At 60.3% G+C, this 13368-nt stretch carries 9 protein-coding genes; 4 read left to right on the top strand and 5 right to left on the bottom strand.

From position 1 onward, the window contains the following. The first annotated feature begins 336 nt into the window (after positions 1-336). Positions 337-1839 carry a S8 family peptidase gene (locus CLV84_RS07315; RefSeq protein WP_104419059.1) on the top strand — a complete coding sequence of 501 codons (1503 nt, stop codon included), beginning with the start codon at positions 337-339 and terminating at the stop codon, positions 1837-1839. 62 nt (positions 1840-1901) lie between these two features. On the opposite strand, the gene CLV84_RS07310 is transcribed toward CLV84_RS07315, so the two are convergent. Continuing rightward, the gene (locus CLV84_RS07310; protein WP_104419058.1) at positions 1902-2684 is read right to left on the bottom strand and encodes an alpha/beta fold hydrolase; all 783 of its coding nucleotides are present in this window, start codon (positions 2682-2684) and stop codon (positions 1902-1904) included. Between the two features lie 111 nt (positions 2685-2795). Between CLV84_RS07310 and CLV84_RS07305 the strand changes: the two genes are divergently transcribed. Both CLV84_RS07305 and CLV84_RS07300 read left to right on the top strand, forming a co-directional pair. Beyond that, entirely contained in the window at positions 2796-3473 is a 678-nt protein-coding gene (locus tag CLV84_RS07305; protein ID WP_245911407.1) for a hypothetical protein, read from the top strand. A 112-nt stretch (positions 3474-3585) separates the two neighbouring features. After that, a complete protein-coding gene (locus tag CLV84_RS07300; protein WP_104419057.1) occupies positions 3586-3960 on the top strand; it encodes a hypothetical protein in 375 nt (124 codons plus the stop codon). A 292-nt stretch (positions 3961-4252) separates the two neighbouring features. On the opposite strand, the gene CLV84_RS07295 is transcribed toward CLV84_RS07300, so the two are convergent. From CLV84_RS07295 to CLV84_RS07285, 3 genes are all read right to left on the bottom strand, one after another. Continuing rightward, complete coding sequence (locus CLV84_RS07295) at positions 4253-5437, bottom strand: PQQ-dependent sugar dehydrogenase (protein ID WP_104419534.1); 1185 nt, start codon at positions 5435-5437, stop codon at positions 4253-4255. A gap of 87 nt (positions 5438-5524) precedes the next feature. Beyond that, complete coding sequence (locus CLV84_RS07290; RefSeq protein ID WP_245911405.1) at positions 5525-8299, bottom strand: M16 family metallopeptidase; 2775 nt, start codon at positions 8297-8299, stop codon at positions 5525-5527. A gap of 180 nt (positions 8300-8479) precedes the next feature. Beyond that, positions 8480-9835 carry a glycoside hydrolase family 43 protein gene (locus CLV84_RS07285; protein WP_104419055.1) on the bottom strand — a complete coding sequence of 452 codons (1356 nt, stop codon included), beginning with the start codon at positions 9833-9835 and terminating at the stop codon, positions 8480-8482. Between the two features lie 356 nt (positions 9836-10191). Between CLV84_RS07285 and CLV84_RS07280 the strand changes: the two genes are divergently transcribed. After that, positions 10192-11307, top strand: coding sequence for an adenylate/guanylate cyclase domain-containing protein (locus tag CLV84_RS07280; protein WP_104419054.1), 1116 nt, complete (start codon positions 10192-10194; stop codon positions 11305-11307). A gap of 130 nt (positions 11308-11437) precedes the next feature. On the opposite strand, the gene CLV84_RS07275 is transcribed toward CLV84_RS07280, so the two are convergent. Beyond that, positions 11438-13327 (bottom strand): amidophosphoribosyltransferase, encoded by a 1890-nt coding sequence (locus CLV84_RS07275; RefSeq protein WP_104419053.1) that lies wholly within the window; start codon positions 13325-13327, stop codon positions 11438-11440. Between the last annotated feature and the right edge of the window lie 41 nt (positions 13328-13368).

The following is a 13368-nucleotide window of genomic DNA, read 5'->3' as shown; positions in this document are numbered from 1 at the left end:
CGGCCCCACTACGGACGGTGGTGCGGTACTTGCCGAGGGGGTTCGACCGCGCTGCGGTCGGGGATGGGGTGAGCACCTTTTGCCCGCAGTTGCACTGCAGGCAATGTACGTTAGACCGCGCTGCGGTCTCCTTACCAGACTACCGCGCAGTCAAACCCCATAAACCGACGTGAAACGTCAGGAGATACACATCCCTCCCAAAAGAATAAAAATAGATCCAAAATCAAAAAACCAAAACAAAAGCCTACATTCAAACCAAATATCCAAACATCCACCGAATTCGGACAAATACGATCCTCCTGCGCTCCGCCGCAAGAGAGACACCAACCTTCCACTATGCAGCGAATACTACTTCTGGCGCTTCTACTCGCGCTATCCGTCACCGGTTGCGAAAAAGACCGGATCGAAACGACGGCTGCCCCCACCGAGCCCCTCACCCGCAGTGCGCTGAACGCCCTGGTGGAAGACCACCTTCAAACGACCGACCGGGTCTTCGACTGGAATGATGCCAGCGACCAGGTGGTGTGGTCGGCCCTGACGCTGAGCGACCGGGAAGCCGTGCTGGGCTACCAGCCCGCCGACTTCGAAAACCTGCCGGACCGCATCCACGAAATCGAGGTGACCGCCGGGGAGTGGAAAACGACCCGCGATCGGCTGGTCGCCGACCTCCGCGCCGCCACCGAACGCCTGACCGGGGAAGCCCCGACGGACGAGGAGCTCTTCGTGGCACCCGAAGATGGCGTCCTACCGATCCTGGAAGTTCGAATCCTCCATCCGGGAGTCCTGGCGGAATTCCGCCGCCGGCCGGAGGTACGCTACCTGGAACCGAGCAACTACAGCCCGGAAGAGATTGAGTTCCGCTCGGACTCCGGCTGTAGCGGAGCTCCCGCCGCAAACCTCGACGGCGAAGACTACTACACCGTAGCACCGGGAGCAAAAGTCTCCTGGACCTACGAGCCCATGGGGATTCCCCAGGCCTGGACCCGGAGCCAGGGCGACAACATCGGTATCTGCATCATCGATTCCGGAACTTACCCGGAGCAGGACCGGCTGAACGGAAACTTCGGGAACGGCCGCGAGCTTACCCGACTGGGGGTATACCAACCCAGCTGGTGGAGCAGCCGCACCGACGGGCCCGACGACCAGTGCGGCCACGGCACTCAGATGGCCGGACTGGCGGCCGCTCCCCTCACCGGCACCGGGAGTTCCGTCGGCGTAGCGTACAAAAGCGACCTGCTGGCGATCCGGGCTACCAGCGACGTCATCATCAACGCCAGCAAGGAAAAACGCGGGGTGAAGGACGCCCTGGTTATTGCCGGTCAGGATGCGGGCACCCAGATCGTCAGTATGTCGATCGGGGACGTATTCAGCAGCGGTACCGTTAAGGATGGCGTCTACTATGCCCACAATCGCGGAAAAATGATCCTGGCCGCCGCCGGCACCAGTCTCAGCTGGACGAGCTGGTACGGCGTCATCTTCCCCGCCAGCATGAACGAAACCGTCGCAGTGACGGGCATCCAAACCGGTACGCCCTACCTTCGCTGCAACACCTGTCACGACGGTAGCGAGGTGGATTTCGTTGCCGTCATGCAGCGCCGCGAGGACAATGGCCGGTCCACCATCACCCTGAGCCGCAACGGTGCCACCCCGGGCTACGTAGGCGGTTCCAGTGCGGCCACGGCCACCACGGCCGGAATTGCCGCTCTGGTGTGGGCAACGAATCCCGGTCAGACCCGCGAGCAAGTCCTGCAACGGATGAAAGCGGCTTCCAGCCTGTATCCCGGCCGCTCCGGTGATTTCGGTTGGGGTATCGTCAACGCGGACCTGGCCACCCGCTAAGTTCGTCTGCCGAACCGATCCGGAAATAGAATGGCAGGACCCGTCGGCGGACGACTAGCGATCTAAGCCGCCGAGGGCTGCCGCTCCATCACCCGTTGCAGGAAATTATTCATGATCCGGTTGAACTCCAGGGGGCGTTCCATCATCGGGGCGTGGGCGCATTTGTCGATGAAGTGGAGTTCGCTATCGGCGATGAGCTCGTGAAACTGCTGGCCGACGAAGGGGGGCGTGATAGTGTCCTGGTTCCCCCAGACGAGCAAGGTGGGTGCCGTGATGGCATCGAGTTTGTGCGCTAGATTATGGCGTACGGCGGATTTGGCGGTCATAACGATCCGGATCCCCTTGTTCCGGTCGTTGACCGTATTGTAGACCTCGTCCACTAACTCCTTCGAGGAGGTAGCGGGATCGTAAAAGGTGCTCTCGGTCTTTTTCTTGATGAATTCGTAGTTATTCCGCGGGGGAAAGCTGTTGCCCATGGCACTTTCGAAGAGCCCGCTGCTACCCGTCAGCGTGATGCTGGCGATGGATTCCGGGTGGTCGATGGCGAAAAGGATGCCGACGTGGCCACCCAGGCTGTTGCCCATCAGGTGGACGCGATCGAAGTTCTTGTGTTCTACGAAGTCCGCCAAATGCGTAACCAGCCCCGCCAGGGAAACCTTGCGCAGCGGGAGGGAGAAGATGGGGAGGGTAGGAATGACGACGTTGTACCGGCCACGGAAGGCCTCGATCTGGGCACCGAAGTTGCTGAGCCCCCCGAACAGTCCGTGTAACAAAAGCATGGGTTCGCCCGAGCCCCCCGTTTCCAGGTAGTCGAACTTGCCCTCTTTTTTCATCTTCAAATCCATGAGGGGAAAATTACAATTTAGGTGGCACTCTTCCGGGTACTATTTTTGAACGGTAAGGGCAGGTGTATAGTTTGTCTATTAAATCGAACCGGCATCACTACCCTATCGCTATTGCACTACCCCGCCCTGTCAGACCGCTTTTGGGCGCTCACTCAGATGCAACGGGCACACCAACGGTTAACGGACGTACCGGGCCTGGAATTTTATCGCCTCATGGGTTCCGGTGGCGGAAACGGTTTTAGCCTGCGTCCTAACTGGAAGGTATACGCCTGGCTGGGGCAGTGGTCGGATGAAGGGGCGGCTGACCGCTTCTTCGCCGAAAACGACTGGTTCGCCGAAGTGCGGGAGCACACCGATCACCGGATCACCTTCCGGATGCAACCCACGATGGCGCACGGGGAATGGGGCGGAACGATGCCCTTCCTGCCCGACCCCCGAAGCTACGATGCCGAAGGACCGGTCGCCGTTATCACCCGGGCGACCATCCACCCGACCAAACTGCCTGACTTCTGGCGCTACGTCCCCCGCACCAGTGCTTCGGTGTACGATCACCCGGCACGCTTGCTGAGTCTGGGTATCGGGGAGTATCCCGTCTTCATGCAGGCCACCTTCAGCGTGTGGGCGACCGGGCGGGCCATGACCGATTACGCCTATGCCGGCGAGCACCACCAGGAGGTCGTTCGCCTCACTCGCCAGCGGGGTTGGTACAAGGAGGAAATGTTCGCCCGCTTCCGGCTGCTAGGCATCGACGGGAAATGGCCCGACTTCGACTCCGGCAAGCTTAAGTAAACCCCCGCGCTCCCGCCGACGTTATTGCCTTTAAGAAGTTAAAATTTCGCTTTTGTGAAATTTTGGCGGTACCTTCTTTTCGAAACTTAATGCCGCATTTGCGGTCCACCCTATGCCACAATTCTCCTGGAACATAACCGGCTACCAAGGTGCACACTATACGCTTGGTCTCTTTCATGGAGACAAGACGCAACACGTGGTACTGCACTGCAACGACCGGGTTGTTCAAATCGACTTCGACGTCCGTGAGTCCAAAACCTATACCGTTTTCCTCGATCAGGAACTCTGCGAAGTCAGTATCGACCACACGGGCGGCAATCATTACGATTACTCCTGCCGCATCAACCGCGAAGCCGAAACTCCGCTGAATCAGTTCAGGAAATCACACCGCGATAGTCAGACCCGCATGGAGCGGACCCGCATGGTCGTCGCGGGATGCGTCGTGTTGCTGGTGATGTTTTTCCTGATCGGTAGCGCGATCGCTTAGTACGCGCGGCCCTTCGCTCGCTTTGCGCATTCCAGACCTCCCTAGCTTCGTGCCGTCCCCTTTAGGACCGGGCCGTACGCGTACCGGTTGCGTAATCATCGCATGGTTCCTGGGCCCCCATCACCAAGGACGAACTGAATCTCGATAGCACCATCGGCGGCTCCCTCCCCCTGCGAGGGCCGGGGGGCAAGAGCCGCCGAATCGTTTCGTGGGTGGTCGCCGGGCGGACGTAGCTTCGTCGGCGGTGTTGGCAGCTGGACGCCAGAAATCTTGATTGCTGCTGGCTAGCAGCTTACCGACTGAGTTCGTCGCTACGCGGTACTACCCTTACGATACCGGTGCCCTCGATACTGGCGTAGATGTAGTCGTCGGGGCCCATGCGGACGTCCCGCAGGCGGCCGATATTCTTGATCAGGTCCTGTTCGCCGGTCACCTCGGTACCGTCCAGGTGAACGAGTTTCAGGAAGCTGAACCGTAAGCTGCCCACCAGTAAGTCGTTTTTCCAGCCCGGATAGCGGTCACCGGTTACGAAGGCCATTCCGCTCGGCGCGATGCTCGGTACCCAGTAGTGCACCGGCTGCTCCATGCCTTCCATTCCCACTTCCTGGGTGATTTGGGTGCCGTCGTAGTTGATGCCGTAGGTGATGACCGGCCAGCCGTAATTCTTTCCCGCTTCGATAACGTTTACTTCGTCGCCCCCGCGCGGACCGTGCTCGTGCTCCCAGATTGCGCCCGTTTCGGGATGAACGGCCAGACCCTGGAGATTGCGGTGGCCGTAGGAATAGATCGCCTCCTTCGCGCCGGGAACACCGGCGAAGGGATTATCCTGCGGTATTGCCCCGTCGGCGGTGATGCGGTACACTTTGCCTCCGTCGCGGGTCGTATCCTGGGGATTTTCGTCGCGATTACCGCGGTCACCGATGGTAAAGTAAAGGTGTCCGTTCTCTGGACCCCAGACCATACGGCTTCCGTAGTGCTGCCCCTTATCGGTAGCGGGCCCACCGTCGTAGAGGGAGGTGAAGTTTTCCAGCCGGGTAGCGTCTTGGCTTAGCGTGCCGCGGCCCACGGAGGTAAAGCCCAGTTCACCGCCCTGTTCGGGGCGGCTATACGTCAGGTAGACGTAGCGGTTATTCTCGAAATCCTGGTCGAGCAGGACGTCCAGCAGCCCACCCTGGCCCGCGTCGCGTACTTCCGGGGCACCGGCGATCTCCGTATGGCCGTCGCCGTCGATCAGTAGAAACCGGCCGTCCTTGACGGTAGCCAATATACGCCCGTCGGGTAGCCAGGTGAAGCCCCAGATGATGTCTTCGAAGTCGAAAACCGTTTCCGATTCCACGCCGGCTGCGGTCAGCATCATCGGCTCTTCGCCGTCGGCTTCGCGGTCCGGAGCGGCGGGGGTCGTTTCTTCAGGGGTTGTCGCACCGGGATCGCAGGCGGCGAGGGTAGCGGTTAGCAGGAACAGGTAGAGGTAGCGCATGTAATTGGGATATGAAATAGCAAGCGGGGCCGCGGGTGTCATTGCACCCGCGGCCCCGCGCAAAATAACGTATGTCCGGAGAAAGGGTTACGGTTTCTTTACCGACTCGGTCTTGGCGAAGTCGCCGGCGCGCAGGAGCACCATTTTATCGACGTCGATGTACTTGCTGACGGCGGCGTTCACCTGCTCGGGGGTGAGGCTCATCATCTTTTCCTCCAACTCTTTGTCCCACTGCATGGTCCGGTCGAGGTACGCGTTGTCTTCCAGCTGCCCGGCCATGCTGTCGTCCTGAGCGCGGCTGACGGCGGCGTTCTGCTTCCAACCGCTTTTTGCGGCGGCGAGCTCTTCCTGGGTAAAGCCTTCGGTCCGCACTTTGTCGATCTCTTCCCGGAAGGCTTTTTCCAGGGCCTCGCGGTTCTCCGGATTGTAAATGGCGTAGGACAAGAAAACGCTGCGGTCGTCGATGGAGCTGGCACTGAACTGGCTGCCAACGCCGTAGCTCAGTCCGTCCTGCTGCCGGATACGCGTGGCCAGTCGGCTATTGAGGAAACCACCACCGAGCATGTAGTTGCCCAGCACCAGGGCCGGGTAGTCGGGATGAGCATCGTTGATCGGGAGGGTCTGGGTGGCCACGAACCAGGCGTTGGCCTTATCGGGCGTCTCGATTTTCACCATTTCCGGATCGACGGCGGCATAGCTGCGGGGAATGCGCTCGAAGGGCACGGGGCTGCTCCAGTCGCCGAAGTTACGGGTGAGGGCTTCCTTGACGGCCTCGACATCCAGGTCGCCACTGGCCGCAAAGGTGGTGTTGCCACCACCGAAGACCTCCTCGTAGAACGTCTTGACCTCCTCCACGGTCAGGCGCTTCAGTTGCTCCTGGCGCTCGTCGAAGGTGGGCACGTAGTAGGGGTGCCCCTCGGGGTAATCGTTGGTGCGGCGCTGCATCTCCTGGAAGACGATGGACTGGGGATCGCTGCGCTGCTCGTCGATGGAGGCCAGTTCTTCCTTCACCATCTTATCAAACTCAACCTGGGGGAAGGCGGGGTGGCGTGCCACTTCTCCGATCAGGTCGATCACCTCGGGGAGCCGTTCGTTTTCGGCTTCGATACTAAAGACCAGTACGCCGTCGCTTCCGTAGGCGTTGACCCGGGCTTTCAGTTCGTCGAGCTTGTCCTGGATTTCCTGCCGGCTGTACTTCTCCGAGCCCATCATCAGCATTTGGCCAACCTTATCGCCAGCCTCGGACCGCCCTTCCTGGACGGCAAGATTGCCAAAACGGAATACCAGTTGGGCGTTTACGCTGTTGCCGCGGGTTTCCTTGGGCAGGAGCATGTATTCGATGTTGTCATTCTCGCCCAGGGTACCGGTGACGGTACGGCTATCGATGTTGTCGTACGAGGGGTCGAATTCCTCCCCTTCGGCGATCGCCTCCCGCCCCGTGTAGCCTTCGGTCATGGCATTGAGGTCGTTGACTTCGGGGATTTCCGAGCGCTCGGGCTTTTCAACGGGATAAAAGCGGCCGATGGTGCGGTTCTCCGGCTTGAAGTACTTCTCCGCCACCCGGACGACGTCGGCTACGGTCACCTGCTCTACCCGGTCACGGTAAATGTAGCCTAGCCGCCAGTCACCCTGGGCGATATAAGCACTCATGAGGAGGCCCACGCGGTTGGCATCGCGCTGGTTGAGCTCGAAGTTTTTCAGGATACCGTCCTTGGCCCGCTTGACCTGCTCCTCAGTGGGCGGATTCTGCGCCAGGCTGTCGAGGGTGTTCTTCAGGGCGGTTTCCACGGCCGCGAGATCGTTTTCCTTCAGCACGTTGGCGTTGAAGAGGGCGAAGCCGGGTTCGGCAAGCGCGGGAGCAAAGCCCCACATGCTGCTGGCGTCTCCGTTCTCAACGAGCGCCTTGTACAGAATACCACCGGGCTCGTCGACCAGCGTATTGACCAGCACGGCCAGGGCGGGGTAATCGGGATGGGGCCCGGCCGGCAGGTGGTAGGCGGCCTGCACTACCTGTACGTCGCCCACCCGCTTGAGTTCCACGAAGCGCTCGCCGTCCTGGACGGGCTCGCGGGTGTAGGTCTCGTACAGTTCGCGGTCGGGACGGGGAATACTACCGAACTTCTCCTCGACCAATTCGAGGGTGCGTTCGGGGTCGAACTTACCGGCAACCACCAGGACGGCATTATCCGGTTGGTAATACTTTTTGTAAAAACCCTGCAGCCGCTCGATCGGTACGTTTTCGAGGTCTGCCTTGGAGCCGATGGTGGACTTACCGTAGTTGTGCCAGAGGTAAGCGGTGCTCAACACCCGCTCCATCAGCACGCCGGTGGGGTCGTTTTCGCCGCTCTCGTATTCATTACGGACTACCGTCATTTCGCTTTCGAGGTCATCGGCGGCGATGAAGGAATTGACCATCCGGTCGGCTTCCATGTCGAGTGCCCATTCCAGGTTTTCGTCCGAGGCGGAGAAGGTTTCGAAGTAATTGGTGCGGTCGTACCAGGTGGTGCCGTTCGGTCGGGCGCCGTGCTCGGTAAGCTCCTGGGGAATATTCGGGTGGTCGGGGGTCCCCTTGAAAACGAGGTGCTCCAGCAGGTGAGCCATACCGGTCTCGCCGTAGGCCTCGTGGCGGGAACCCACTTTGTAGGTCACGTTGACCGTGGTGGTAGGCACGGACTGATCCGGGAAGAGAAGTACCGTGAGGCCGTTATCGAGCTCGTATTCGGTCACCCCCTCCACGGAGGTTATCATTTTGGGTTCGCCACTCGCCTCCTGGGCGTGCAGCACCGTCAGCGGCAGCCCCAGGCAGAGGCAGACCAGGCTTAGGTAGGTAAAGTTGCGCATCGTAACAGTTTGGTTAGGCATTAAAGGACTGTAACAAAATAAGCAAGGCTGCACGGTAATAGACTAAATTCCGGAAATCTTATACCAATGGAAATGCAGGCGACACTATGATCTAAGTCCTACGGTCCGGCCTTAACGCGCACGCCCGTCCACGGTGGCGGGGCGATCCAGGATTTTACGGTGCCGCTGGCTCGCCCTGCGTCACCGAAACCGCCAGGAATTGAAACGGAATAGTTCCTGGGGCGCGCCGCCGCGAAACACGAAGTACAGGTCGTGTACCCCCCGGATCTCCTTTACTTCCGTACGGAGGGTCTGCCAATCCTCCCAGTCACCGAGGTAGGGTACCCGCAGCACCCCCAGGGAATCACCGTCCACCGCATCCAGCCGGATCTCCATGCTGCCACCGAGGTAGCGGCTGGACACGGCGGCCTCGAACGCCCCGGATCCTCCCCCGCCGAAGTCGACGTTGCGCACGCTCAGGTAGTCGCCGTCGTGGATGCCGCCGACGTAAACCCCTGCGGAATCGCCGTCGGCCACGGTGAGGCCCTCCGACCAGGCTATCGTTTCCGCCTCGGTGCGTCGATAGGGGTCCAACCTGGCTACCGCTTCGGTCACGCCCCGCCGCGTCTTCGGAATGGGGGGAATGGAGCCGTCAGCCCGGTAGCTAAAGGGTTCGATGCATACCGCCCGGTGGAAGTCACCCCCGCCGGGCAGTTCACCGGTATGGTAGAAGAGGTAGGAGTGCCCCCGAAACTCGATGATCGCCGGGTGATTCGATCCGCTGCTGCCGGTGCGGTCCATCAGCTTACCGCCGTAGCGCCACGGCCCTTCGGGTTCGGCGGCCACGGCGTAGTGCAGCGACTCGTTCGGGTCCGAGGCATAGATGAGGTAAAAGCGATTTCCGTGCCGGTACACCCAGGGCGCCTCTTCAAAATCGGGGCCGAAGATTTGGGGATCGTGAATGTCGAGCGCGGTAATCTCACCAGCCAAGGAAACCATATCGTCGTTGAGCCGGGCCCGGTAGCAGGCATTGTTGCCCCAGTAGAGGTAAGCCTGTCCCTCCTCAACGAAAACCGTTGGGTCGAGATCATCCCAGGCATGCTCGCCGAAGGTGGTCATATCGTTGGTGACCAATGCTTCCCCGAGCGCATCCCGAAACGGGCCGTAGGGACTATCGGCCACCGCCACGCCCACACTGACGCCGGGATGGTCCCGGTTAAGGGTGGAGACGTAGAAGTACCATTTTCCGTTGCGCTCGATGCACTGGGCGGCACTGGCATCCCCGGCCGACCAAGCAAAATCGCTCGTCTTCAGTGGGGCGGGATGGGCCGTCCAGTTCACCATGTCCACGCTAGTGAACAACCGGTACTCCCGCATCAGGAATTTATCCTCCGGCGCGTCCGGCTCGTCGTGGCCCACGTACAGGAACACGGTATCCCGGTATACTACCGGCGCGGGATCCGCCGTATACAGTACCTGAATAGCGGGATTCTGCGCCGCGACTACCGTCGTACCGAACAGCCACGCACCGAAGGTGGTCAACAAGAATTTGATCATACCCAATACTTTCCCGGTTCACCAATAACCCGGCCTCGTGTCGGCCGGAGCGCGCCCCCCCCCTGCCCCTCCAGCGGCGGATAAGCCTTGCTTCAGCCGTAATATGAAAGACGGCACGGTGGAGCCCCGCACGCCGGCTAAAGTAGGAATACCGGAATAATCGCAGGGGCACAAACCCACGGGAAGCCTCCTCTATAGAAAAACCGGTTAAGCGACCAACGGCGGCTTCTCGCGTCCCGTCTTACCGGCAACGACACTATGCATAACTTCCCCCACCGGGGCCTGCGGGAGTCCGGACGCGTGGCTTCCGTGGGCACTGGTTTTGCGAGCTAGGGCACGACCGCTACCTTTAGTGCATGCTTACGGTCACCCAGCGGCGGCGCTTCCTCCGTGTCCTGCCCTTCGGCGGGATCTGGCTGTCCTCCTCGTTGGTCTTCCTATTGATCGAATGGACTACCGCGGGCGGGCGCTTTCCGGACACGGACACCGCTATTCTGCCCGACTTCCGGATTCTTGTTTTTGCCCTCGCCGCAATGATCGTAATCGGCCTCTCGGTCGGCTACGTGGAACTCTACTTCCTCAACCGCCGGTTCAGCCACGTGCCGTTCTTGCGCAAGGCGCTGTACAAATTACTTGTCTACCTCCTGTTCATTCACCTGGTGGTGCTGACCACCTTTCCCCTGGCGGCAGCGATGGAGCAAGGCACCGGCGTACTGGACCCCGCGGTTTGGTCTAAACTCGGCCGCTACCTGGTCAGCCTCACCCATTTGAGTACCGCCCTGCAGCTTTCCGTCACCATCGGGCTGTCGATCGTTTACGCCCAGGTCAGCGAGCTGATCGGGCATACCACCCTACTCAGCTATCTGGCTGGCACCTACCACCAACCCATTCGGGAAGAGCGGATTTTCCTGTTTCTGGACATGCGCTCCTCCACCACCCTAACGGAACGGCTCGGTCACCGCCGCTACTTCAACCTGCTACGCGCTTATTACGCCGACCTGTCCGCGGCCATCGACCGCCACGGCGGCGAGATTTACCAGTACGTAGGCGACGAAGTGATTGTGACCTGGACGCTCCCCGAGGGGCTGCGTAACAACAATTGCCTGCGGTGCTTTTTCGCCATGCAGAGCGAACTATGGCAGCGGACAGACCGCTACGAAACGGAATTCGGACTGGTCCCGGAATTCAAAGCCGGCCTGCACTTCGGCCCCGTGACCGCCGGCGAAGTGGGCGTGATAAAGAAGCACATCACCTTTACCGGCGACGTCCTCAACGCCACGGCCCGCATCCAGTCCCTCTGCAACACCTACCAGGTCGACCTACTGGTATCCTTCAATCTCCTCGAACGCCTTCCCCTCGGCGAACAGTACTCCCTCCGCCACGTCGGTACGCCCCCCCTCCGCGGCCGTTCCGAACCCCTGCGCCTTTACACCGTCACCACGGGCGATCCGAAGCCGAAAATGATCAGCTAACCCAACTACCGCCCGACCCACTTCAGCGCCCCAAAGAATATCCAGCTACTAGCCCGGATGGCGAAGCCAGCCAACTACCCGACTACCCGACTACCCGACTAACAGACTACCCGACTAACAGACTACCCGACTAATAAGCCCGTTCCCCACTTCCCTCCATATAGTTCACAAAGGCCCGGTTCACCACGCGGAAGCCTCCCGGCGTAGGATAGTTTCCGCTGAAGTACCAGTCGCCGTTATTTTCGGGGCAGGCCTTGCGGAGATCCTCGATGGTCTGGTAGATCACGTCCACCTTCGGCTTGGTACTCTTCGGAGTCATGATCTGGGCGATCTTCTTGGAGACGTCCTCGTATTTGAACTGGTCGTAAAGTTCCTTGACCACGTTCTTCTGCTTGTTGTCCGGCTTCTTCAGCTCGGCGACGGCCTTTTTATAGACTTGCTTCATGACCTTTTTCTTCCCCTTCTCCTCCAGCAGGGCTTCCATCGCCTTGAAGGCCACGAATTCGCCCATCTTGGACATATCGATGCCGTAGCAATCCGGGTAGCGGATCTGCGGGGCACTGGAGACGATGATGATCCGCCTGGGCTTCAGCCGGCTCACGATCTTGATGATGGAGTCGCGCATGGTGGTACCGCGCACGATGCTGTCGTCGAGCAGCACCAGGGTATCGACGTGGTCGCGTACGATGCCGTAGGTGACGTCGTAGACGTGGCTGACCATATCGTCGCGACTGGAGGTATCCGCAATGAAGGTGCGCGTCTTACCGTCCTTGACCACGATCTTCTCGTTGCGCACCTGGGTTTTGAGCACCTTGCCGAAGCCGTCTTTCCCCTTCTTTTCCCGCTGCTTCATCTCCTTCTTCCGCCAGTGGCGCAGCTCGTCTTCCAGCCCCTCGATCATGCCGTAGAAGGCGGTTTCGGCGGTGTTGGGTACGTAGCTGAAGACGGTGTTATCGAAGTCGTACTTCACGGCCTTGGCGATCGACTTCGCCAGGCGGCGGCCCAGCTCTTTGCGTTCCAGGTAGATGTCGCGGTCGTTGCCCCGGCTGAAGTAGATGCGCTCGAAGGAGCAGGCCGCGCGGGGCAGCTGCTTCGTGAAAGGCTCCATCGAGGTCTTGCCACTCTTCTTGATGATGAGGGCGTGGCCGGGTTCCACTTCGCGGATGATCTCGAAGGGTACGTTGAAGACGGTCTGCAGCGCCGGCCGTTCGGAGGCTACGGCCACGAACTCGTCGTCTTCGAAGTAAAAGGCCGGCCGGATGCCCGCCGGGTCGCGCATCACGAAGGCGTCGCCGTGGCCGATCATGCCGCCCATCACGTAGCCGCCGTCGAATTTCTTGCTGGCCCGCTTCAGCAGCCGCTGCACGTCCAGTTCCTCGGCGATGATGTCGTTGATCTCGATGTTGGTGTGGCCGTCGGGCTTGTGCCAGGTGTGGATGCGCTGTACCTCGTCGTCGAGGAAGTGGCCGATCTTCTCCAGTACGGTGACCGTGTCCGACTTCTCCTTCGGGTACTGGCCGAGGTCCACCAGCTCCTGGAAGAGCTCGTTGACGTTCGTCAGGTTGAAGTTACCGGCGATGATCAGGCAGCGGGTTTTCCAGTTACTCTGCCGCAGGAAGGGGTGGCAGGTTTCGATGGCGTTGGTGGAGTGGGTGCCGTAGCGCAGGTGCCCCATCATCACCTCACCGGTGTAGGGCAGGTTTTCCTTCAGCCACTTGGAATCGGCCATTTGTTTGGGCGTCAACTCGTCGAAGCGGCGGTAGACCCCCTGCCAGAGGTCGTCCAGGTAGTTGGAGGCGTTGCTGCGCTTGCGGCTGATGAATTTCTTGCCGGGCGGGTGGTCCAGCTTGATGGTGGCCATGCCGGCGCCGTCCTGGCCGCGGTTACGCATTTTGCGCATCAGCAGCTGTAGGCACTTCAAGCCGTGCAGGGGCGTACCGTACTTTTTATGGTAGTAATCGAGGGGCTTCTTGAGCCGGATCATCGCAAGACCGCACTCGTGGTGGATGGCTTCACTCATATCGGGGCACCCGTTTTGCGGGAGGGGCAAAGGTACGATGT

The organism is Neolewinella xylanilytica (genome assembly GCF_002934605.1).
In the GTDB taxonomy this organism is placed as follows: Bacteria; Bacteroidota; Bacteroidia; order Chitinophagales; family Saprospiraceae; genus Neolewinella; species Neolewinella xylanilytica.
Note: the sequence above shows the minus strand (reverse complement) of the source record. Positions and strands in the feature narration are given on the sequence as shown.